The organism is Oerskovia flava, from assembly GCF_026163685.1.
GTDB lineage: Bacteria > Actinomycetota > Actinomycetes > Actinomycetales > Cellulomonadaceae > Oerskovia_A > Oerskovia_A flava.
In genome coordinates this window covers 249,613-272,337 of sequence record NZ_JAOXSR010000005.1, presented here as the reverse complement: position 1 = coordinate 272,337, position 22,725 = coordinate 249,613, and the positions used below count along the sequence as shown (strand labels likewise).

General features: G+C 73.0%; 20 protein-coding genes. 14 read left to right on the top strand and 6 right to left on the bottom strand.

The annotated features are described in order from the left end of the window. Window positions 1-25: 25 nt before the first annotated feature. The gene (locus OHL10_RS10905) at window positions 26-682 is read right to left on the bottom strand and encodes a DoxX family protein (RefSeq protein ID WP_265522231.1); all 657 of its coding nucleotides are present in this window, start codon (window positions 680-682) and stop codon (window positions 26-28) included. 266 nt (window positions 683-948) lie between these two features. Between OHL10_RS10905 and ilvD (OHL10_RS10900) the strand changes: the two genes are divergently transcribed. The 3 genes from ilvD (OHL10_RS10900) (at window position 949) to OHL10_RS10890 (ending at window position 5,344) form a co-directional block, all read left to right on the top strand. Continuing rightward, window positions 949-2,814, top strand: a complete 1,866-nt coding sequence (gene ilvD, locus OHL10_RS10900; protein WP_265522230.1) for a dihydroxy-acid dehydratase — start codon at window positions 949-951, stop codon at window positions 2,812-2,814. Between the two features lie 22 nt (window positions 2,815-2,836). Then, a complete protein-coding gene (gene ilvD, locus OHL10_RS10895) occupies window positions 2,837-4,543 on the top strand; it encodes a dihydroxy-acid dehydratase (protein ID WP_265522229.1) in 1,707 nt (568 codons plus the stop codon). A 132-nt stretch (window positions 4,544-4,675) separates the two neighbouring features. Continuing rightward, complete coding sequence (locus OHL10_RS10890) at window positions 4,676-5,344, top strand: VOC family protein (RefSeq protein ID WP_265522228.1); 669 nt, start codon at window positions 4,676-4,678, stop codon at window positions 5,342-5,344. Between the two features lie 35 nt (window positions 5,345-5,379). Here OHL10_RS10890 and OHL10_RS10885 read toward each other — a convergent pair whose 3' ends face one another. The 3 genes from OHL10_RS10885 to OHL10_RS10875 form a co-directional block, all read right to left on the bottom strand. Next, on the bottom strand, window positions 5,380-5,646 hold the full coding sequence (locus OHL10_RS10885; RefSeq protein WP_265522227.1) for a hypothetical protein: 267 nt from the start codon (window positions 5,644-5,646) through the stop codon (window positions 5,380-5,382). Window positions 5,647-5,772: 126 nt separating this feature from the next. Next, window positions 5,773-6,030 (bottom strand): hypothetical protein, encoded by a 258-nt coding sequence (locus OHL10_RS10880; RefSeq protein WP_265522226.1) that lies wholly within the window; start codon window positions 6,028-6,030, stop codon window positions 5,773-5,775. 73 nt (window positions 6,031-6,103) lie between these two features. Then, complete coding sequence (locus tag OHL10_RS10875) at window positions 6,104-7,378, bottom strand: cytochrome P450 (RefSeq protein ID WP_265522225.1); 1,275 nt, start codon at window positions 7,376-7,378, stop codon at window positions 6,104-6,106. A 103-nt stretch (window positions 7,379-7,481) separates the two neighbouring features. Between OHL10_RS10875 and OHL10_RS10870 the strand changes: the two genes are divergently transcribed. The 9 genes from OHL10_RS10870 (at window position 7,482) to OHL10_RS10830 (ending at window position 17,924) form a co-directional block, all read left to right on the top strand. Continuing rightward, on the top strand, window positions 7,482-8,558 hold the full coding sequence (locus OHL10_RS10870) for a 3-oxoacyl-ACP synthase III family protein (protein ID WP_265522224.1): 1,077 nt from the start codon (window positions 7,482-7,484) through the stop codon (window positions 8,556-8,558). Continuing rightward, window positions 8,555-9,328 carry a glycosyltransferase family 2 protein gene (locus tag OHL10_RS10865; RefSeq protein WP_265522223.1) on the top strand — a complete coding sequence of 258 codons (774 nt, stop codon included), beginning with the start codon at window positions 8,555-8,557 and terminating at the stop codon, window positions 9,326-9,328. The genes OHL10_RS10870 and OHL10_RS10865 overlap by 4 nt, the downstream gene beginning before the upstream one ends. Next, complete coding sequence (locus OHL10_RS10860) at window positions 9,325-10,575, top strand: cytochrome P450 (protein ID WP_265522222.1); 1,251 nt, start codon at window positions 9,325-9,327, stop codon at window positions 10,573-10,575. The genes OHL10_RS10865 and OHL10_RS10860 overlap by 4 nt, the downstream gene beginning before the upstream one ends. After that, window positions 10,572-12,287 carry a class I adenylate-forming enzyme family protein gene (locus tag OHL10_RS10855; protein ID WP_265522221.1) on the top strand — a complete coding sequence of 572 codons (1,716 nt, stop codon included), beginning with the start codon at window positions 10,572-10,574 and terminating at the stop codon, window positions 12,285-12,287. The genes OHL10_RS10860 and OHL10_RS10855 overlap by 4 nt, the downstream gene beginning before the upstream one ends. Continuing rightward, complete coding sequence (locus OHL10_RS10850; protein ID WP_265522220.1) at window positions 12,287-13,240, top strand: NAD-dependent epimerase/dehydratase family protein; 954 nt, start codon at window positions 12,287-12,289, stop codon at window positions 13,238-13,240. Before OHL10_RS10855 ends, OHL10_RS10850 begins: the two co-directional genes overlap by 1 nt. Window positions 13,241-13,561: 321 nt before the next feature. Continuing rightward, entirely contained in the window at window positions 13,562-15,466 is a 1,905-nt protein-coding gene (locus OHL10_RS10845) for an acetolactate synthase large subunit (protein WP_265522219.1), read from the top strand. 14 nt (window positions 15,467-15,480) lie between these two features. Continuing rightward, complete coding sequence (gene ilvN, locus OHL10_RS10840; RefSeq protein ID WP_265522218.1) at window positions 15,481-16,005, top strand: acetolactate synthase small subunit; 525 nt, start codon at window positions 15,481-15,483, stop codon at window positions 16,003-16,005. An 11-nt stretch (window positions 16,006-16,016) separates the two neighbouring features. Beyond that, a complete protein-coding gene (gene ilvC, locus OHL10_RS10835) occupies window positions 16,017-17,072 on the top strand; it encodes a ketol-acid reductoisomerase (RefSeq protein ID WP_343224625.1) in 1,056 nt (351 codons plus the stop codon). 321 nt (window positions 17,073-17,393) lie between these two features. Continuing rightward, window positions 17,394-17,924, top strand: a complete 531-nt coding sequence (locus OHL10_RS10830; RefSeq protein WP_265522216.1) for an ASCH domain-containing protein — start codon at window positions 17,394-17,396, stop codon at window positions 17,922-17,924. Between the two features lie 102 nt (window positions 17,925-18,026). Here OHL10_RS10830 and OHL10_RS10825 read toward each other — a convergent pair whose 3' ends face one another. Beyond that, entirely contained in the window at window positions 18,027-19,277 is a 1,251-nt protein-coding gene (locus OHL10_RS10825; RefSeq protein ID WP_265522215.1) for an ROK family transcriptional regulator, read from the bottom strand. A 194-nt stretch (window positions 19,278-19,471) separates the two neighbouring features. Here OHL10_RS10825 and OHL10_RS10820 point away from each other — a divergent pair, with 194 nt between their 5' ends. Both OHL10_RS10820 and OHL10_RS10815 read left to right on the top strand, forming a co-directional pair. After that, window positions 19,472-20,515, top strand: a complete 1,044-nt coding sequence (locus OHL10_RS10820) for a 3-isopropylmalate dehydrogenase (RefSeq protein WP_265522214.1) — start codon at window positions 19,472-19,474, stop codon at window positions 20,513-20,515. A 182-nt stretch (window positions 20,516-20,697) separates the two neighbouring features. Beyond that, a complete protein-coding gene (locus OHL10_RS10815; RefSeq protein WP_265522213.1) occupies window positions 20,698-21,831 on the top strand; it encodes a branched-chain amino acid aminotransferase in 1,134 nt (377 codons plus the stop codon). Window positions 21,832-21,878: 47 nt separating this feature from the next. On the opposite strand, the gene OHL10_RS10810 is transcribed toward OHL10_RS10815, so the two are convergent. Continuing rightward, on the bottom strand, window positions 21,879-22,475 hold the full coding sequence (locus tag OHL10_RS10810) for a hypothetical protein (RefSeq protein WP_265522212.1): 597 nt from the start codon (window positions 22,473-22,475) through the stop codon (window positions 21,879-21,881). Window positions 22,476-22,725: the final 250 nt, after the last annotated feature.

The window sequence follows — 22,725 nt, the reverse complement described above, 5'->3', positions numbered from 1 at the left end:
CCCCGCCGGCGCGCTCGCCGACGTATCAGCGGAGCCAGGGGAGCCGGCGCACCAGAGGCAGGCGTGCCCACCGCCGTCCGAGCCCCCACGTCTCCCCGGCGAAGGTCAGGGCGAGGACCGCGAGCAGGAGGATGACGACGACGTGGGAGTCCACCACGGGGTTGGTGGAACCGGCCGCGAGCGGCCACCCGGCGACCCACAGCAGCGCCATGAGCAGCGAGCCCGCGACCGCGGCCACGCGCACACCGATGCCTAGCAGCAGCGCGACGCCCACCGCGGCGAGCCCGACCATGAAGAGCCAGTCGGTGACCGGGCCGGCGATCGCCGCGAAGGTCGGCGCGAACGGACCGCCCGCGCCGTGCTGCAGGTAGCCCTGGGTCGGTTCCCCGCCGCGGACCCAGGCGTTCTCGGGTGCGGTCGCGTACCCGAGCCCGAGGAGCTTGTCGAGGAACGGCCACAGGAAGACGAGCGCGACGCCGACCCGGGCGAGGGCCAGGGCGCGGCGCGCGGCGGGGGTCGTGACGACGTCGTGCTGGGTGCGGCCGCCGGTCGCGACCTCACCGGACCGCCGGGTGGCCCCGGGCGCTGTGCCGTTCGGTGTGCCGTTCGGTGTGCCGGCCGGGGTGCCGGTGGATGTCGCGTCGGATGTCGCGTCGGATGTCTCGGTGGCAGGCGCGGTCATGGTGTGCCCTTCTCGGGAATGTCTGGGGGGAGTCCGACGCCGCGCGTCGGTCGGCACAACGTCCCACCTGGGTCCGGGTCGTTCAACCCTTTCGTCGTGATTGTGGGGAATACCCGTACCGGGGACCGCGTACGTGTGCGGGTAAGGAGGTCGCGCTCCCACGCGCTCGACCACAGGGCGGACGGCACCGCCCGGGCCGTTCCCGCCGGTCGTACAGTGGCCGGGCGCCGCTCGGCCGCGGTGCCGCACCACTCGAAGGAGCTGACATGAGCCGTCCCCTGCGCTCTCGGACGTCCACCCACGGTCGCAACATGTCCGGAGCGCGTGCGCTCTGGCGCGCGACCGGCATGGGCTCGGAGGACTTCGGCAAGCCGATCATCGCGATCGCGAACTCGTACACGCAGTTCGTCCCGGGTCACGTGCACCTCAAGGACATGGGCGACCTCGTCGCCTCCGCGATCCGTGAGGCGGGCGGCGTCTCCAAGGAGTTCAACACCATCGCCGTCGACGACGGCATCGCGATGGGCCACGCCGGGATGCTCTACTCGCTGCCGAGCCGCGACCTCATCGCCGACTCCGTCGAGTACATGGTCAACGCGCACTGTGCCGACGCCATCGTGTGCATCTCCAACTGCGACAAGATCACCCCGGGCATGCTCAACGCCGCGCTGCGGCTCAACATCCCGGTGATCTTCGTCTCGGGCGGCCCCATGGAGGCGGGCAAGGCCGTCGTGGCCGACGGCGTCGCCTCCACACCCCTGAACCTCGTCAACGCGATCAACTACGCGGCGGACGACGCGGTCAGCGACGCGGCCCTCGCCCAGGTCGAGGAGAACGCGTGCCCCACGTGCGGCTCGTGCTCCGGGATGTTCACCGCGAACTCGATGAACTGCCTCACCGAGGCGCTCGGGCTGTCGCTGCCCGGCAACGGGTCGACCCTCGCGACGCACGCCGCCCGCCGCGAGCTCTTCCTCGAGGCCGGCCGGACCATCGTGGACCTCGCCCGCCGGTACTACGACGAGGAGGACGACACCGCCGCGCCGCGCTCCATCGCGAACCGGGCGGCGTTCACCAACGCGATGGCGCTCGACGTCGCGATGGGCGGGTCGACGAACACGGTGCTGCACGTCCTCGCCGCCGCCCAGGAGGGGGAGATCGACTTCGACCTCACCGACATCGAGCGGATCAGCCGCGCCGTCCCGTGCCTGTCCAAGGTCGCACCGAACCACCCGCGGTTCCACATGGAGGACGTGCACCGCGCCGGCGGCATCCCCGCCCTGCTCGGCGAGCTCGACCGCGCCGGCCTGCTCGACCACGACGTCACCTCCGTGCACACGCCGACGCTGCGTGCGTGGCTCGACGACTGGGACGTGCGCGGCGGCAAGGCGACCGAGCGCGCCGTCGAGCTGTTCCACGCCGCGCCCGGCGGGGTCCGGACCACGCAGGCGTTCTCGACGTCGAACCGGTGGGACCACCTCGACACCGACGCCGCGGAGGGCTGCATCCGCGACCTCGAGCACGCGTACACCGTCGAGGGCGGCCTCGCCGTGCTGCGCGGGAACCTGGCCGAGGACGGTGCCGTGTTCAAGACCGCGGGCGTCGACCCGGACGTGTTCCACTTCGTCGGCCGGGCGCTCGTGTGCGAGTCGCAGGACGAGGCCGTCGAGAAGATCCTCACCAAGCAGGTCGAGCCAGGGCACGTCGTCGTCGTGCGCTACGAGGGCCCCGCGGGCGGGCCGGGCATGCAGGAGATGCTCTACCCGACGTCGTTCATCAAGGGTCGTGGGCTCGGCAAGGTGTGCGCGCTCATCACCGACGGCCGGTTCTCCGGCGGGTCGAGCGGCATCTCCGTCGGCCACGTCTCGCCCGAGGCCGCGGCCGGCGGCGTCATCGCCCTCGTCGAGGACGGTGACGAGATCGAGATCGACGTCGACACCCGGCTCATCCGGCTCAACGTCCCCGACGAGGTGCTCGCCGAGCGACGCGCCAAGATGGAGGCGTCCGAGAACCCGTGGCAGCCCGTCGACCGCGACCGCTACGTGTCCCCGGCGCTGCAGGCGTACGCCGCGATGGCGACCTCCGCGGACCGCGGGGCCGTGCGTGACGTGTCCCTCATCCAGCGTCGTCGTTGACCGAGCGACCTAGACTCGACCCATGACCAGCACCGACGCCGTACCCGACATCAAGCCACGTTCTCGCAAGGTGACCGACGGTCTGGAGGCGACGGCCTCGCGCGGCATGCTGCGCGCCGTCGGGATGGGCGACGACGACTGGGTCAAGCCGCAGATCGGCGTCGCCAGCTCGTGGAACGAGATCACGCCCTGCAACCTGTCCCTCGACCGGCTCGCGAAGGCCGTCAAGGGCGGTGTCCACGCGGGCGGGGGGTACCCGCTGGAGTTCGGCACGATCTCCGTGTCCGACGGCATCTCGATGGGCCACGAGGGCATGCACTTCTCACTGGTCTCCCGCGACGTCATCGCGGACTCCGTCGAGACGGTCATGCAGGCCGAGCGGCTCGACGGCTCGGTGCTCCTCGCGGGCTGCGACAAGTCGCTGCCCGGCATGCTCATGGCGGCGGCGCGGCTCGACCTGGCGTCGGTCTTCCTCTACGCGGGCTCGATCATGCCGGGCTGGGTCAAGCTCGAGGACGGCACGGAGAAGGACGTGACGATCATCGACGCGTTCGAGGCCGTCGGTGCGTGCTCGCGCGGGCTCATGAGCCGCGAGGACGTCGACCGCATCGAGCGGGCCATCTGCCCGGGCGAGGGCGCCTGCGGCGGGATGTACACCGCGAACACCATGGCGTCCGTGGCCGAGGCCATGGGGATGTCGCTCCCGGGTTCGGCCGCCCCGCCGTCGGCCGACCGCCGTCGCGACAACTTCGCCCACCAGTCCGGCGAGGCAGTCGTCGAGATGCTGCGGCGCGGGATCACCGCCCGGGACATCATGACGAAGGAGGCGTTCGAGAACGCGATCGCCGTCGTCATGGCCTTCGGCGGGTCGACGAACGCCGTGCTGCACCTGCTCGCGATCGCGCACGAGGCCGAGGTCGACCTCACGCTCGCCGACTTCGACCGCGTCGCCTCCCGCGTGCCGCACCTCGGGGACCTCAAGCCGTTCGGCCGCTACGTCATGAACGACGTCGACCGCATCGGTGGTGTCCCGGTGGTCATGAAGGCGCTGCTCGACGCCGGGCTGCTGCACGGTGACTGCCTCACGGTGACCGGCAAGACGGTCGCCGAGAACCTGGCCGACATCGCGCCGCCCGACCCGGACGGCAAGATCCTGCGCGCCCTCGACAACCCGATCCACCACACCGGCGGGATCACGATCCTGCACGGGTCGCTCGCGCCCGAGGGCGCCGTCGTGAAGTCCGCGGGCTTCGACGACGACGTCTTCTCCGGGACGGCGCGCGTCTTCGAGCGTGAGCGCGCCGCGCTCGACGCCCTCGAGGACGGCACGATCACCGACGGCGACGTCGTGGTCATCCGCTACGAGGGCCCCAAGGGCGGCCCCGGTATGCGGGAGATGCTCGCGATCACCGGTGCCATCAAGGGGGCGGGCCTCGGCAAGAGCGTCCTGCTCCTCACGGACGGGCGCTTCTCGGGCGGCACGACGGGCCTGTGCGTGGGCCACGTCGCCCCCGAGGCCGTCGACGGCGGCCCCATCGCGTTCGTGCGGGACGGCGACCCGATCCGCCTCGACGTCGCGAACAAGACGCTCGACGTGCTCGTGGACCCGGCCGAGCTGGAGGCCCGCAAGGCCGGGTGGGCACCTCTGCCGCCGACCTACACGCGCGGGGTGCTCGCCAAGTACGCGAAGCTCGTGCAGTCGGCCTCGCGCGGCGCGATCCTGGAGTAGGCCTCCGGCCCCGCCCGCACGAGGCGAGCGGGGGACGTGCTCGCTAGGGTGAACGCGAGGGTGCGGGACGAGCGGCTCGCGCTCCGCGCCCGGGGGCGTCCCTGCGACAGAGCGGTCCGAGGAGAGGTCACGATGAGCGACGGCACCATCAGCGCGCACGAGTTCCACGCCAGCGACGGGATCGAGGACTGGCGTGTCGTCCTGAGCTCGGCCCGCACCGTGTTCCGCACGGGGTCGTTCACGGCCGGGGTCGAGCTCATCGAGGCGATCGGTGAGCTCGCCGAGGCGGCGAACCACCACCCGGACGTGGACCTGCGCTACGGCACGGTCGAGGTGCGGCTCACCTCGCACGACGTCGGCGGGCTGAGCACCCGCGACGTCGAGCTCGCCCGGCTCGTCTCGGCCGCGGCACGCGAGCTGGACATCCTCGCCGACCCGTCGGGGGTGCAGGAGACGGAGATCGCGATCGACGCGCTCGTCGGCTCGGCCGTGCAGCCGTTCTGGCGCGCCGTGCTCGGCTACACCGAGGAGAAGGGCGGGGGCGGCCCGGCGCCCGCGGTGACGGACCCGCTCGGGCACGGCCCGGCGTTCTGGTTCCAGCAGATGGACGCCCCGCGCCCGCAGCGCAACCGCATCCACGTCGACGTCTGCGTCCCGCACGACCAGGCCGAGGCGAGGGTCACCGCCGCGATCGCGGCGGGTGGGCACCTCGTCTCCGACCGGCGGGCCCCGGCGTTCTGGGTGCTCGCCGACGCCGAGGGCAACGAGGCGTGCGTCTGCACCTGGCAGGCGCGCGGCTGACCGCCCCGCCGCGGACGCCCTTCCGACTCGACTGCCTAGTGAGCGGTCGTGCCGCCCCCGCGCTCACCCTGGAGCGCGCGGACCACGAGCGACCCGACGATCGTCGCGATCCCCAGGTGGAAGGCGATCGTCCCGAGGTGCGATGCGACCCGGAACATCGCGTCCAGCAGGCCTGTGCTCCCGACCCAGCTCCAGAGTCCGTGGCTGCCGAGCAGGATCTGGTCGAACAGCGCACCCGCGAGCAGCAGCGAGACGCCCCACCAGAACATGGCGGTGGCGGACAGACGAGGCGGCAGGTTCATATCGCTCCAATCGGGCAGACGTGTCCCGAGAGACTAGAGGATTCCCGAATCGGACGCCGACGGGCCTACAGGTCACGACGTTCTCGAGTCATCGCCGAGACCTGCTCAGCACTCTCGCTGCACAGGTCAGTCCCGGTCGACGGTGCGCACGCGGAACCGCGTGCCGGTCGCCCGCTGACGGACGGAGATCCGGGTCGCGATGCCGCCGAGGACGGTCGCCGGGGCGTGGACGCCTGCGGCGACGAGGGCCGCCCGGACCTCGGCGGCGGGACGCCCCACGTACTGGTGCGCGACGTCGGTCAGGCGCCGTTCGTCGTCCGGGTGGCACTCGTTGATCCAGCGGTCGACCTCGTCCAGCGGCTTCGGCCCGTCGCGTCTCCACATGGTTCGAGCCAAGGGCTTCGCTCGGGGACGGCCAGAGGTCGCGCGTGCCCGGCGTGCCGCGACGCGTCGCCCGTCACGCCCGGGTGAGCACGAGTCGCTCGTAGCCGGGCACGAGGACGTTCGACTTCGCCCGGCGGTCGACGACCCGCAGCGGCGCGCCGTCGTCCCACAGCGCGTGCAGGAGGGCGGCGATCTCGGCGCGTGCGAGCGCGGCGCCGAGGCACAGGTGGCGACCGGCGCCGAACCACAGCTGCCGGGTCTCGCGCACGTACGGCCGGTCCGCGCGGAAGGGTCCGGCACCGGCGTTCGCGCTCCACGTGAGGAGCATGATCCGTTCACCGGCACGCAGCGTGCGGCCGGCGACCTCGACGTCGGCAGCCACTCCTCGCCCGATGACGGAGGCAGGGCTGGTCACCCGCAGCCCTTCGCGCACGACGTTCTCGACGGCGTCGGGCTCGCCCGGGGCGCGCGGGCGCGGGTCTGCGCGCTCGGCGGACATCCGGGCGAGGAGGCGGTGCTGCTCGCCGGTGTCGACCAGCAGGGCGGCGGTGCGGGACATGGCCGAGGCCGAGGTCTCGGTGCCCGCGACCATGAGCAGGCTCGCGAGTCCGGTCGTCTCGTCGAGCCCGAGGCCGAGCTCGCGGCAGCGGCCGAGCAGGGTGTCGGGCGGCGCGGAACGCCACCCGTCGGGCACCCCGCTGGTCAGCTCGGCCACGATCTCGCGTGCCGCGGCCACCTGCTCGCCGCTCAGGTACGTCGAGCCGGCGCTGCCCAGGGCGATCGACGCGAGCCGTTCCCCGGTCGCGAAGGCCCGGGCGGCGTCGTCGTCGGTGGGTGGGCCGGCGGTGGGGATGCCCAGCAGCGAGATCATCATCCGCCCCACGAGGACGGTCGCGAGGCGCGCCACGTCCACCGTCCCGCCGTCGCGCAACGTCCCGCGCGCGGCGACGAGCTGGTCCGACCACGCCCCGGACACGAGGGCGGCCGCGCTCGACTCCGTGAAGAGCTCGCGCGAGCGGGTGCGCAGGTCGTGGTGGCCGGGGCCGTCGAACAGGTCGAGCACCCAGTCGCCGAGGATCTGCGCCCACAGGTGCCCGACGCCGCCCTCGCCGACGATCGTGAAGTGCCGGTGGTCGGTGAGCACCGTGCGCGCGACGACGGGGTCGGCGCTCACCCAGCCGAGACCCGGGACCTTGCGGAGCCCACCCTGCCGTGCCCGCGTTCCCGACGCGCCCCTGCGTGCGCGGCGGGGACCGGCGGCCGCGTGGCCGGCGAGCAGGACGGCGGCCATCGCGGGCCGGGCGCGCCACAGCACGCGCAGCTCGTGGGAGGTGGTGAGGGACGGCACGGACCCAGTGTGGTGCATCGCGGGTGACGGCAGACCGTCGGCGCCGAATCTCACCCGCGGGACACGGCGTCGTGCCGCGGTACCTGTCGATACGCTGTCGCGAGTGTCCACGACCTCCGACGCCGGGCCCCTCGCCCCGGGCGTCACCCCCACCCGCGCCGTGCTGAGCGCCGTCGGCGTCCACCTGCCCGAGGACGTGCGCGACGTCGCGGCGGCGGAGCGCGCGCTCGCGCAGCGGAGCCCCGGAGCGGTCCCGCGCGTCCCGATGGTCTCGCGCCTCACGGGGGTCCGTCAGGTGCACGTGCTGCCGGCGGACTGGGACGCCTCCGACCTCGCGGTCGCCGCCGCGGCCAAGCTGCTCGCCGCGCAGGGCCTCGCCCCGACGGACGTGGACCTCCTGATCTTCGCGTCCGCCAGCCAGGACATGGTCGAGCCCGCGACGTGCCACATCGTCGCGGCGAAGCTCGGCGTGCGCGCCCCGGTGATGGACGTCAAGAACGCCTGCAACTCGGTCCTCAACGCGCTCGAGGTCGCCGAGGCGCTCGTCGCGACGGGACGCTACGCGACGATCCTCGTGGCGTGCGGGGAAGCGCCCTCGCGGGCGGTGCGCTGGGACGTGCCGGACCGCGCGACGTACGTGCTGTCCGCGCCCGGGTACACGATGTCCGACGCCGGTGCGGCCGTGCTCGTCCGGCGTGCCACGGCGGGCGACCAGCAGGCCGAGGGCGGGCCCCGGGGCATCCTCGCGAGCGCGTTCGGCGCGGAGTCGAGCCACTGGGACGTGGGCATGCTGCCCGGGGGCGGGACGGCGCACCCGCGCGACGTCGACCGCACGTACTTCGAGATCGACGGCTCCCGGCTGCGCGAGGCGTTCCTCGCGCTGGGCCCCGACGTGATCCTCGATGCCCTCGCCCGGGCGGGGATGACGTGGGACGACGTCGCGCTCGTCGCCGTCCACCAGGTCGCGCTCGCGTACCTCGACGACGTGCACGACGCCCTGGGACTGCCGTCGGGGAGGACCATCGTCACGGTCGCCGAGCACGGCAACGTCGCCTCCGCGACCCTGCCGCTGCAGCTCGCGACCGCGCTCGAGACGGGCCGTGTCGGTCCGGGGGACGTCGTCGTGCTGGTCGGCCTGGCCGGCGGCATCAGCATCGGCGCGATGGTGGTGCGCCTGTGACCCCGGCCCCCGCGCCCGTGAGGCTCGCGGTCGTCGTGCCGGCGCGCGACGAGGCGCACGGCATCGGCGCGACGCTTTCGGCCCTGCGCGACCAGGAGGACGGGGACTTCGACCTCGTGGTGGTGGACAACGGGTCCTCGGACGGCACCGCGGACGTCGTGACGGCGTCGGCCCGCGCGTGGGGCATGGACCGCTGGCAGGTGGTGCACGAGTCCCAGAAGGGCACGGGTGCGGCAGCCGACACCGGGATGCGGGCCGCGATCGCCGCAGGCGCGACCCACCTCGCGCGGACCGACGCCGACTGCCTGCCCACCCCGGACTGGACGCGCCGGGTGCGTGCCGCGTTCGCGACGGGTCACGACCTCGTCGCCGGCCGGCTGGTCGCCCGGACCGACGACCGCCCGGTTTCGCGGCTGCAGCGCTCCGTGCTGTCCGGTGCGGTCGTCGTGGCGAGCACGTTCGGTCGCTTCCGCCCGGGCAACCAGGACCCCGCCTACCGGGGGCCCTACGTCATGGCGCCCGGCTGCAACATGGCGATCACCGCGGACCTGTACGAGCAGGCCGGCGGGTTCCCCCGCACCGCGATCGAGGACCTCCACGAGGACCGTGCCCTCGTCAACGCGGTGCGCCGGCTCACCACCCGCTACGGCGCGCACCGCGAGGTCGTGGTGCACGCCTCCGCCCGGCGCGCGCACGCGTGGGGACTGGTCCGCACACTCGGCTGGTACGCGGACCACCGCTACCGCCCCGACGTCGTGGACATCCGGTGACGGGGACGACGACGGCGACCCGGCCGGGCGGGCACGTCCCGTCGGACGCGGCGCAGGGGCTGCGGCGCGCGATGGTCTGGGAGGAGCGCGTGCAGCGCGCGGCCCACCCCGTCGTCTACCCGGCGATCCGCGGGATGCGTCGGCTCGGGCCGGTCGTCCGGGTGCCTGGGCTCGGGGTCGTGGTGTCCGACGCCGCCACCGCCCGCGAGGTCCTGCTCGACACCGAGCGCTTCACCAAGGTCGGCCCGGGGTCGCCGGCCGAGCTGTGGACGCCCGTCCTCGGCCCGTCGGTGCTGCTCAACATGGAGGGTGCCGACCACGCGAACCTGCGCCGCGCCCTGTCGGGGCTCTTCACGCCCCGTGCCGTGCGCGAGCTCACGGGCGCCACGGTCGGCGCCGTCCTCGACGACCTCGCCCCTCGGCTCCTCGCCGGTCGGCATGTCGACCTCGTCGCGCAGACCGCCGCCATGGCGGGCACCGTCATCTGCGCCATGACCGGCCTGCCGCCGACCGACGCCGCCGTGCGCGAGGCGATGACGGCGGCGCAGTCCGTCGTCGGCCTGGTCCGGCTGCACCGACGGAGCCTGACCCCCGCCCAGGTGCGCCACGCCCGGGCCGTCCTCGCTCGGCTCAGCGAACCTGCCCGCGCTGCGTACCGAGACGGCGACGAGTCGACCGTGCCCGGGCGGATGCGTGGCCTCGGGCTCACGGAGACCGAGGCGATGGGCGCGGTCGGGGCGTTCGTCCTCACCGGCACCGAGACGATCCAGTCGTTCGTCCCACGGCTCGTGGCGCTCGCGGCCGACACCGGCTGGCTCGACCGGCTGCTGACGGGTGACGCCGCGCTGCGCGGGCGCGCCGTCGAGGAGGCGCTGCGCATCACCGCGCCCACCCCCGCCATGCTGCGCTCGGTGCGGGCCGACGCGCACGTCGGCACGGTGCGCGTGCGGGCGGGGGACCGGGTTGTCATCGCGACCATCTCGTGCTGCCGGGACGCCGGACCCTTCGACCCCGACACACCGACGAGCCCGGCCGTGCGCCACCTGTGGTTCGGTGCCGGGCCGCACTTCTGCCTCGGCATGCCGCTCGCCATGGCGCAGGTCGACGCCGTCCTCGACGCCCTGGCGCCCGTCGCGCGAGCCGGGCGCGCCCTCGAGGTCACCGACCGGGCGGTGGCGCGCGGTGTGCTCATCCCGGCGTACCGGTCCCTGGAGCTCGCTGCCGGCGCTGCGGCCGGTCCGCGATGACCGGACCGGACCGGTCCGGCGAGCCGAGCCCTGCCCACCTGCTGACCTGGATCCTCGCGCGCGGCGCACCCGGGCACCCCGACGCCGGGGCCGTGGCCCTGCGCCGCTGGTCCCGCCCACGCACCGGGCGCGAGCCCCGCCTGCGCGACGAGCTGACGTACGGCGAGCTCGCCCGGCGGGTCGAGGCGACCACCGCGGCGCTGCGCGCCCGTGGTCTCGCGCCCGGCGACCGGGTGCTGTTCTCCGTGCGACCCCGACCCGAGGGAGTGGTACTCGCGCTCGCGGTCCTGCGCGCCCGCGCGACCGTCGTCTTCGTCGACCCGGGCTCGACCCCCGAGCTGTTCGCCGCCCGCGTCGCGGCCGCCGCCCCGACGTGGGCGATCACCGAGGCGCTGCTCTACGCGGTCTCCCGCGGACCGCTGCGGCGCCTCGCCCGCTCGCGCGGCCTGCTCCTGCCCGACTACGCGGGCCTCCCGCTGCGGCACGTCCACTCCGGACGCCGGCTGCCAGGTGTCCCGCGAGGCGCGGTCTCCGCGCGCACCCTCGCGCGCGGCGCCCGGTCGGCGCCCACACCGGACGCCACCCTGGCGCCGGGCGAGCCCGGCGACGAGGCCCTGGTGGTCTTCACGTCGGGCACGACGTCGGATCCCAAGGCCGTGGTGCACTCCGCCGGCTCGCTCGGGGCCGGGTGCGACCTGCTCCGCGGGGTGTTCGCGGCGCAGCCGGGCGAGACGGTGCACACCGACCAGATGCTGCTGGGCATCCCCGCGCTGCTGGCCGGCGCCGTGTGGTCCGTCCCCGCCGACCCGCCGGCACGGGACGTGGTGGCGTTCGCGGTGCAGGCCGGCCGGTCCGCCGGCACCTACCTCGTCCCCGCCGACGTGACCGCCCTGCTCGACGCGGTCGAGTCCGGCCGGGTGCCCGCGGCCGGGCCGCGCGTCGCGCTCGTCGGGGGAGCACCCGTGACCCGGACGCTGCTCGACCGGGCACGGCGCGTCCTTCCCCGGACGCGGTGGGTGGCGGTCTACGGCATGACGGAGATCCTGCCCGTCGCCGTCGTCGAGGCCACCGAGAAGCTCGAGCACACCGGGGACGGCGACCTCGTCGGACGACCGCTGCCCGGCGTGACCGCGCGCATCGACGGCCCCGGGCCCACCGGCGAGCTCGTGCTCGGCGGACCCTCGCTCATGACCGGCTACCTCGCCGACCTCACGCGGCGCGGCCGCGTGCCCGAGGGCGCGATCGACGAGCACCGCACCGGCGACCTGGCGCAGATCGACGCCGATGGCCGGATCCTGCTCGTCGGACGCACCCGCGACATGATCATCCGCGGCACGGTGAACATCTACCCCGGCCTCTTCGAGCCCCGCGTCGCCGCACTGCCCGGGGTGGGGGAGGCCGTCCTCGTCGGGGTGCCGCGCGACGACGGCGACGAGCGCGTCGCTCTCGTCCTCACGTCGGACCGGACCGCCGCCCCGATCGCGGACGACGACGGCACGAGCCGGCCCCGCGCCGTCGTGCTCACCGACGACCACCCCCTCGTCCGGGACGTGCGCACGCGCCTCGCCGACGTCCTCGACCACGGGGCGTTGCCCGACGTCGTCCTGCACGCCGACCACCTCCCGCTCGGCGGGCGGAGCCGCAAACCCGACCGGGGGGCGCTCGCGGACGCGGTGCGGGGGAGCGGGCTCCTCGACGGGGTCGTGCGCTGATGCGCCTCGCCGTGACCGGTGCGTCGGGCTTCGTCGGTGGTGCGGTCGCCCGCGACGCAGTCCGGCAGGGGCACGAGGTCCACGTGTTCTCCCGGCGCGATCCCCGCATCGCCGGAGCGCGCTTCCGGCCCTGGGACCTCACCGACGGCGCGCTCGCCGACCCGCCGGACGTCGACACCGTGGTGCACGCCGGGGCGACGGTCTCCGACTGGTGCACCGAGCAGGTGGCGCACGCGGTCAACGTCGCCGGCACCCGTGCGGTGCGGGAGACGTTCCCGGGCGCGCGGCTGGTGCACGTGTCGTCCGGCAGCGTCTACGACCCGTACCGACCGACCGTGCGCGGGCGTGAGGTCGACGCGCCGGTGGGCAGGTACCTCAACGCCTACGGTCGGTCCAAGGCGGCGGCCGAGCGGTACCTGCAGGAGGACGCGCGGCGCGCGGACCACGGTCGAGGCCCGATCGTGGTGCTGCGCCCGCACGCGGTCTACGGACCGGGCGACACCACGCTGCTGCCGCGCATCGAGGGTGCCGTGCGCGGGCGGAACCTCGTCATCGTCGGCGACGGCCGGGTGCTGCAGCACCTCACCCACGTCGACACCCTCGTCCGTGCCGTCCGGGCGGCGACGACGGTGGACGTGCCACCCGGCGAGGCGCTCGTCGCGAACGTCGCCGACGCCGAGCCGGTCGTGCTGCGCGACGTCCTGGTCGACCTCCTGGACCGTCGTGGGCACGGGCAGGTGCGGGTCGTCGGGATCCCGGCACGACCCGGCCGCGTCCTCGCCGGAGCGCTCGAGGTGGTGGCTCGTGCCGCCAGGCGGACGAGCGCCCCGCGACTGACCCGGTACGCCATCAGCCACCTGGCGTCAGAACGCACCTACGACCTGCGGGTGCTCCACGACGTCCTCGGGGTCGAGCCGCGCGCGACGTCGACGGAGGGCGCCGAGGGCTGGTGACGGGCCCGGTACCAAGGGATGAGACGCCAGGCTCGACGGATGACATCGCTGGGGGAAGGGCGTAGTGTGCACAGCGTGCAGACGATCATTCTCGTAGTACTTCCTGAGCGCGCCGGCTGAGGCCAAGCTCCCAGGTCTCGTCAGCGCGCTCACCCCTCGAAAAGCCCTCACCCGGGAACGAGGGGTTTTTTCATGCCACCACCACTGAGCACCGCTCGGCGGCCACACCCCGGCCGCACCCACCGGAGCACCACCAGTGCACCGACGCACCACCGCCAGACCAGCTCGTCGTACCGATAGCCCTCAACACAGGAGATTCCGATGGTCCAGGGCCCCCAGCCGGCACCGCCGAGGCCGAGCGCTCCGTCGCCGATCGCCGCGTCCAAGCCGGCACCGACACCCGCGAACGTCGCGCCGCGCACCGACGGCCGTCGTGCCGTCTCGTCCGTCCGCTCCGCCGGCCCCACGGTCCCGGCCGAGGACGTCACGGGTGCGCAGTCGATCGTCCGGTCGCTCGAGGAAGCCGGCGTCGAGGTGGTCTTCGGGATCCCCGGCGGCGCCATCCTGCCGACGTACGACCCGCTCATGGACTCCACCCGGCTCCGGCACATCCTCGTGCGGCACGAGCAGGGCGGTGGGCACGCGGCGTCGGGCTACGCCCACGCGACGGGCCGCGTCGGGGTGACCATGGCGACGTCGGGCCCGGGCGCGACGAACCTCGTCACCCCCATCGCGGACGCCAACATGGACTCGATCCCCCTCGTGGCGATCACGGGCCAGGTCGGAGCCTCGGCGATCGGCACCGACGCCTTCCAGGAGGCGGACATCGTCGGCATCACCCTGCCGATCACCAAGCACAACTTCCTCGTCACCGACCCCGACGAGATCCCTCGCGTCATCGCCGAGGCGTTCCACATCGCCCAGACCGGTCGTCCCGGTCCGGTGCTCGTCGACATCGCGAAGTCGGCCATGCAGTCGCGCACCTCCTTCTCCTGGCCCCAGGAGATGCAGCTGCCCGGGTACCACCCGGTGACCAAGCCGCACTCGAAGCAGATCAAGGAGGCCGCGCGGCTGCTCGCGACGGCCCGGCGCCCGGTGCTGTACGTGGGTGGCGGCACGATCCGCGCGAACGCGAGCGAGGAGCTGCGGCGTCTCGTCGACGCGTCCGGCGCGCCGGCCGTCACGACCCTCATGGCGCGCGGCGCCCTGCCCGACTCGCACCCGCAGAACCTCGGGATGCCCGGGATGCACGGCACCGTGCCGGCGGTCGCCGCGCTGCAGAAGGCCGACCTCATCATCTCCCTCGGGGCACGCTTCGACGACCGCGTGACGGGCAAGCTCTCGAGCTTCGCGCCGCACGCGACGATCGTGCACGCGGACATCGACCCGGCCGAGATCGGCAAGAACCGCGAGGTCGACGTCCCGATCGTGGGTGACCTCAAGGAGGTCCTCGCCGACCTGCTGCCCGAGCTCGAGCGCGAGCACTCGGTGCAGGGCAAGCCGGACCTCGGTGCGTGGTGGCACCAGATCGACGACTGGCGCGAGACGTACCCGCTCGGGTACTCCGAGCCCGACGACGGGCACCTCGCCCCGCAGCACGTCATCTCGCGGCTCGGGCAGATCTCCGGACCGGACTCCATCTACGTCGCGGGCGTCGGCCAGCACCAGATGTGGGCCGCGCAGTTCATCCGCTACGAGCACCCGAAGACGTGGCTCAACTCCGGTGGTCTCGGCACCATGGGCTACTCGATCCCGGCCGCGATGGGTGCGAAGGTCGGCCAGCCGGACAAGACCGTGTGGGCGATCGACGGTGACGGCTGCTTCCAGATGACCAACCAGGAGCTCGCGACCTGCACGATCAACGAGATCCCCATCAAGGTCGCGCTGATCAACAACTCGTCGCTCGGCATGGTCCGCCAGTGGCAGACGCTGTTCTACGAGTCGCGGTACTCGAACACCGACCTGCACACCGGTCACGGCACCCGGCGCGTCCCGGACTTCGTCAAGCTCGCCGACGCCTATGGGTGCGAGGGCATCCGGGTGGAGCGCGCCGACGAGATCGACGCCGCGATCCACCGCGCCATGGAGATCGACGACCGCCCGGTCGTCATCGACTTCAACGTCTCCCGCGACGCCATGGTGTGGCCGATGGTCGCGGCCGGCGTGAGCAACGACGACATCCAGTACGCCCGCGGGATCTCGCCCGCGTGGGAACGCGAAGACTGAGAGAGAGCACGAACATGAGCCGTCACACCCTCTCCGTCCTCGTGGAGAACAAGCCCGGCGTGCTGACCCGCGTCGCGGGGCTGTTCGCCCGTCGCGCCTTCAACATCCACTCCCTCGCCGTGGGGCCGACCGAGCACGAGGAGATCTCCCGGATCACCGTCGTGGTCGACGTCGAGCAGAACCCGCTCGAGCAGGTCACCAAGCAGCTCAACAAGCTGGTCAACGTGATCAAGATCGTCGAGCTCGACGCGGGCGCCTCCGTCCAGCGGGAGCTGATGCTCGTCAAGGTGCGTGCCGACGGCGCGAACCGGACCGGTGTCCTCGAGGTCGTCGAGCTCTTCCGCGCCAAGGTGGTCGACGTCGTCCCCGACGCCGTGACCATCGAGGCCACCGGGAACCCGGACAAGCTCGCGGCGCTCCTCGGCGCGCTCGAGCCCTACGGCGTCCGCGAGATCGTCAAGTCGGGAACCGTGGCCATCGGCCGTGGCTCCCGCTCCATCACCGACCGGGCGCTCGAACGCATCGCCCGGTCTGCCTGAACCCGTTACGCATCACCCCCTACACAAGGAGATCCACCGTGGCTGAGCTGTTCTACGACGACGACGCCGACCTGTCCATCATCTCTGGCCGCAAGGTTGCCGTCATCGGCTACGGGAGCCAGGGCCACGCGCACGCGCTGAACCTGCGCGACTCCGGTGTCGACGTGCGCGTCGGCCTGCGCGAGGGCTCGGCGTCACGCGCCAAGGCGGAGAACGAGGGCCTGCGCGTGCTGTCCGTCGCGGACGCCGTCAAGGAGGCGAGCGTCGTCGTCATCCTCGCCCCGGACCAGGTGCAGCGTCACGTGTACCGCGACGAGATCGCGCCGAACCTCAACGAGGGCGCCGCGCTCGTGTTCGGGCACGGCTTCAACATCCGCTTCGGCTACATCAAGCCCGAGGCCGGTCACGACGTCGTCATGGTCGCGCCCAAGGGCCCGGGTCACCTGGTGCGCCGCGAGTACACGGACGGCCGTGGCGTCCCCGTCATCGTCGCCGTCGAGCAGGACGCCTCGGGTGCCGCCTGGGAGCTCGCCCTGTCCTACGCCAAGGCGATCGGTGGCCTGCGCGCCGCCGGCATCAAGACGACGTTCACCGAGGAGACCGAGACCGACCTGTTCGGTGAGCAGGCCGTCCTGTGCGGTGGCGCCTCGCAGCTCGTCCAGTACGGCTTCGAGACGCTGACCGAGGCGGGCTACCAGCCCGAGGTCGCGTACTTCGAGGTGCTGCACGAGCTCAAGCTCATCGTCGACCTCATGGTCGAGGGCGGCATCGCCAAGCAGCGCTGGTCGGTCTCCGACACCGCCGAGTACGGCGACTACGTCTCCGGCCCGCGCGTGATCGACCCGAGCGTCAAGGAGAACATGAAGGCCGTTCTCTCCGACATCCAGAACGGTGCGTTCGCGGAGCGCTTCATCAACGACCAGGACGCCGGCGCGCCGGAGTTCAAGGAGCTGCGCGCCAAGGGCGAGTCGCACCCGATCGAGGCCACGGGCCGCGAGCTGCGCAAGATGTTCGCGTGGGTGAAGCCGTCGGACTCCGACTACACCGAGGGCAGCGCCGGACGCTGACGTAGGCAGAGCGACGAAGGAGCTCTTGCCGGAGTCGGCGGGAGGTGTCTGCCCGACCGGGAGTACCGAGGGCAGCGCCGGACGCTGACGTAGGCAGGGCGACGAAGGAGCTCTTGCCGGAGTCGGCGGGAGGTGTCTGCCCGACCGGGAGTACCGAGGGCAGCGCCGGACGCTGACGTAGGCAGAGCGACGATGGACGTGGGCGGGGCGGGCCGGTTGGCCCGACCCGCCCACTGTCGTGTACGGAGGATTCGGTGCCTATCGGGCGCTTTCTGGTGAGTCGTGTGGTTCTTGCGGGTGCCGTGCGACAAGATGTGTGCCATGAGCCACGACGAGCCGCAGCCCGACCTTCCCGGCGACGACGACCCGCTGGCCGCAGAGATCCTCGAGTTCTGGGAGGTCGCGCGGGGGCGGGCGGGCCTGGGGAAGGTCGACGTCGTGACGGGTGGGTCCGCGGCCTCGCGGGTCCCGCCGCCGGCGTGGTCGTTCGGTGACGAACCGCAGCTCGCGGACCGGCTGCTTGCTGCCGTCCTGAGCGGGGCGAAGACGGCGACGTCGTCGGCGCAGTGGGAGTACGGCGACGGGGCACCGGTCCCGGTCCCGGGCGAGCTGGCGATCCTGCTCGACGGCGCGGGTCACCCGCGGGCGCTGATCCGCACGGCGTCTGTCGAGGTCGTGCCGTTCGACCAGGTCGGTGCCGACTTCGCGGCTGCGGAGGGCGAGGGCGGCGGGTCGCTCGAGGAGTGGCGGGCCGAGCATCACGAGTACTTCGCGAGGACGTTGGTGGGCCGTGAGCCGGCGGACGATATGCCGGTCGTGTGCGAGCGGTTTGAGCTTCTGTACCCGCGGTGAGGCCTGGGCCGCTGCACCTGCGGTAGGGATCTGCGGTGGGGGCGGGTGGTGACCGCCGTCCCCTGCGACGGCCACCGCCCCCCGGGGCACAGCGAAGAGGAGCTACCCCGAGACGGTGGACCGGGTGGCGGTCGTGCCGACCCGGTGGTGACCTGACGTCGCGGGGGCTGTTCCGGCGTCGGGCACGGAGCGGGTGACGCTCTGCAGGAGCAGTGCCCGCACCTCGGCGGCGACGACGGACCGTGCGCCCCGCAGGACGGCGTGGTCCGGTACGGCGCTGGCGAGCACGCGCACGGGTGCCTGCTCGGTCTGCTCGAGCACGGCGGTCGTCGCCGCGGCGAGGCGGTCCCCGCCGGCGCGCCCGGTCGGTCCGCCGAGGACGACGACGTGGGGCTGCAGGACGGCCACGACGGGCTGGATCGCGACCGCGGCACGCCGGGCGAGGTCCTCGACGAACGCGACGCTGGAGGGGGCGTCGGGGTCGGTGGTGACGGCGGCGAGGTGCGCGGCGAGGGTGTCGCCGGGGACCCCGACGGTGCGGGCCACCTCGGCGACGCGCAGCCCGCCGACGAGGTCCTGGACGTTCTGGGAGTTGTCGATGTCCGACGCCGGGACGGCGAGGTAGCCGATCTCGCCGGCCGCGCCGGTCGAGCCGTGGTGCACCGCGCCGTCGATGAGGGAACCGAGCCCGACGCCGTCGCCCATCCACAGCAGGGAGAACGTCGGCTCGTCCCGGCCGGCGTCCCGCTCGGCGATCGCGGCGAGGTTGACGTCGTTCTCGATGCGGAACCCGAATCCCAGCGAGGCCTCGAGGATGCTGCGCACGGACTGGCGTGGCCAGCCGGGCAGGTCGCCCACGAGGGCGAGGTCGCCGCTGCGGGGGTCGGCGGCGGCCTGTACGCCCACGACCGCGGTGCCGACGCGTGCGGCGGGCATGCCGGAGGCGTCCGTGACGGCGGACAGGGCGGTGTGGACGTCGACGACGGCGCTACGCTCCTCGGAGGCGGGCAGCGTGACGTCGGCGAGGACGGTGCCGAACGCGTCGACGAGGCTCGCGTGCACACCGGTGGGCACGACGTCGAGCGCGAGGCCCAGCATCACGTCGGCCCGCGCGGCGTACATCACGGCGTGGGGGCCGCGGGCGCCTTGGACGGCGCCGGTGGTCTCGATGAGGCCGGCCTGCTCGAGCCGGGCGACGATCTGCGAGGCGGTCGGGCGTGAGACGCCCGTCCGGTCACCGATCTGTGCGCGTGTCATCGGGCCCGTCTCGAGGAGCAGCTCGAGCGCGGCGCGGTCGTTGATGGACCGCAGGAGCCCGGGGGTGCCGGGGACGTGGAGTGCGGTCGTCTGCATGGCGGGCACCCTTCGAACGGCCGTGGGCGGCTGGAACCGGACGGCAACATCTTAGTTAAGATTCTTAAGAATTATGCACCATCGGGCGCGGCCCAGGCGCCACGTCCGCGCTTCGGACGACGCGCGCACGGAGGTGTCGTCCGAGGTGTGAGATCCCCGTCCCGAAGTGTGGCGAACGGTCGTAGTGTCGACGCATGACGCGCAACATCGATCTGGCAGTCGTGGCCGGAGACGGCATCGGGACCGAGGTCGTCGAGCAGGGCCTCGCCGTCCTGGAGGCCGTGCTCTCCGGGACCGACGTGAAGGTCTCCACGACACCGTTCGATCTGGGCGCGCGCCGTTGGCACGCGACGGGCGAGACCCTCACGGACGAGGACCTTGCCGCGATCCGCACCCACGACGCGATCCTCCTCGGGGCCATCGGCGACCCGACGGTGCCGTCCGGCGTCCTGGAGCGCGGGCTCCTGCTCAAGCTGCGCTTCGCGCTCGACCACTACGTGAACCTGCGTCCGGGCAAGCTCTACCCCGGGGTGACGTCGCCCCTCGCGAACCCGGGCGAGATCGACTTCGTCGTCGTGCGCGAGGGCACCGAGGGCCCTTACGTCGGCAACGGCGGTTCGCTGCGCACCGGCACGCCGCACGAGATCGCGACCGAGGTCTCGCTGAACACCGCGTTCGGCGTCGAGCGCGTCGTGCGCGACGCCTTCGCGCGTGCGCAGTCGCGGCCCCGTCGGCACCTGACGCTCGTGCACAAGCACAACGTGCTCGTGCACGCCGGGCACCTGTGGCGCCGCACCGTGGAGGCCGTGAACGCCGAGTTCCCCGACGTCACCACCGACTACCTGCACGTCGACGCCGCGACGATCTTCCTCACGACGAACCCGTCACGCTTCGACGTGATCGTCACGGACAACCTGTTCGGCGACATCCTCACCGACCAGGCCGCGGCCATCACGGGCGGGATCGGGCTGGCGGCCTCGGCCAACATCAACCCGGACCGCACCGCGCCGTCGATGTTCGAGCCCGTGCACGGCTCGGCGCCCGACATCGCGGGCCAGGGCAAGGCCGACCCCACGGCGACGGTGCTGTCCGTCGCCATGCTGCTCGACCACCTGGGTCTGGCGGAGGAGTCGGCTCGCGTCGAGGCGGCCGTCGCGGCCGACCTCGCCGAGCGTGGTGGGCGAGTACGGTCGACGGCCGAGGTGGGTCGCGAGCTCGCCGCTCGCGTCGCCGGCTGACCGTCGCCGGCCCCACGACGGGTGCCGGCGACGGCCGGTAGCCGCGGTTCCTCGGTCGTCTTCACCGCGTCCAGCAGACCAGATCGCTGACGGCGACGCGCCCGGACGTCCCATCTCCTCCCGGGACGTGGAAAACTAGGCGTGGAAACCGCCAGGGTCGCCAGGTGAAAGGCCCCATCGTCATGAACAGCCCGCTTGCAGCGCAGCACAGCCCGTCCGCGTCCGAGGACCTCGTCGGCCTCTTCGACATCCGGCCCTCCGACGCCCCCGCCTCCGCCGAGGAGCGGCAGGCGGCGATCGCCGCACCGAAGTTCGGCACCGTCTTCACGGACCACATGGCCCGGATCAGCTGGTCCGCCCAGGACGGGTGGAAGGACCGCCGCATCGAGCGGTACGGTCCGCTCCAGCTCGACCCGGCCACCGCCGTCCTGCACTACGCCCAGGAGATCTTCGAGGGTCTCAAGGCCTACCGTCACGAGGACGGATCGGTGTGGACGTTCCGCCCCGAGGCGAACGCGGCCCGGTTCGCGCGCTCGGCGCACCGGCTCGCCCTGCCGTCGCTCAGCGTGGAGGACTTCATCGGGTCCATCACCGCGCTCGTGCGGACCGACGTCGAGTGGGTCCCGAGCGGCGAGGAGGCGAGCCTCTACCTGCGTCCGTTCATGTACGCCTCGGAGCCGTTCCTCGGTGTGCGGCCCTCGCTCGAGGCCGAGTACCTCGTCATCGCCTCACCCGTCGGCCCGTACTTCGCGGGCGGCGTGAAGCCCGTCTCCATCTGGGTGGAGCGAGAGTTCAGCCGGGCGGGTGCCGGCGGCACGGGCGCCGCGAAGTGCGGCGGGAACTACGCCTCCAGCCTGCTGCCGCAGGTGCGTGCCCAGGAGCACGGCTGCGAGCAGGTGTGCTTCCTCGACGCGTCGACGGGCACCCTCCTCGAAGAGCTGGGCGGCATGAACGTGTTCGTCGTGAAGTCCGACGGCTCGGTCGAGACGCCCGAGCTCACGGGGTCGATCCTCGAGGGCGTCACGCGGTCGTCGATCATCCAGCTGCTCTCCGACCGCGGGCACACCGTCGTCGAGCGACGGATCCCGCTCGACGAGCTGCTCGCGGGCATCGAGGACGGGTCCGTGACCGAGGTCTTCGCGTGCGGCACGGCCGCGGTGGTCACCCCGATCGGGCGTCTGGCCGGGTCGAGCTTCGACCACACGATCTCCGGCGGAGGCGCGGGTGAGCTGACGATGGCCGTCCGCGGCGAGCTCACGGACATCCAGACGGGACGCGCGGCCGACCGCCACGGCTGGCTGCGCCGCCTCGCCTGAAGGCCACGGAACACCGCTGTGGGCAGCGTTCGGTGGGTCTTGGTGGGTCAGGGAGTCGTGCGGGCGGGTCGGCGGATGATGGTGCGGCCCGCGACACCGGCGAGCAGCGACCAGATCGCCACGCCGATCAGCAGGTTCACCAGGCCCGACAGCGCGGCCACCACGGTGTCCGAGGTCCAGGCGAACGGCAGGACCGCCAGGACGATGATGACCAGCGCCATGATCCAGCCGAAGAACGCCCGCGGGCGCGGCGTCGAGAGGATCAGGACGTGCAGCAGCCCCGCCGCCAGGATCGCGAGGATGGCCGCGTCGATCGCGTAGGTGGCCTGGTCCGAGCCGGTCGAGAAGAGGTCCGGCGGTGGGACGAGTCCCACCGAGAAGATCCGTTCGAAGATGATGACGGCGATGAGGCCGATGAGCGCGGCCACGAGCGCCGTCGCCGCGGCTCCCGCCCAGAACCGTCCGGCCTCCACGCTCAGGCGCGGGTCGTAGGGGCTGCCGGCGTCAGGGGAGACGGGGAAGTCGCCGTTGGGGTCGTTGGCTCGGCGGGGCGGGACGGCGGGCGGCTGCCCGCCCGGGGGGACGTTGCCGGGGTTGTTCCCGGGAGGGACCTGACCGCGCTGCGGGTAGTTCGGGTCGCTCATGATGATGGCTCCTCACCTGTCGGGGCGCTGTTCAGTCCGTGGACATCTCTCCATCCTTGCGGATCCTGTGCTTGCATGTGTCCTGTGACACACCTCGTCTCCCAGCTCATTATCGAGTAGCGCGTCCGGTACACACACCGAACGCGCTAGACCTCCCGCACCCTCGGGGGGTTTTTTTGTTGCTGGGCACCACCTCCGCCCGGCAGCGCACGCGCCGGGCTCGAGCTTCACGAGAGCGACCGCCCGGCGT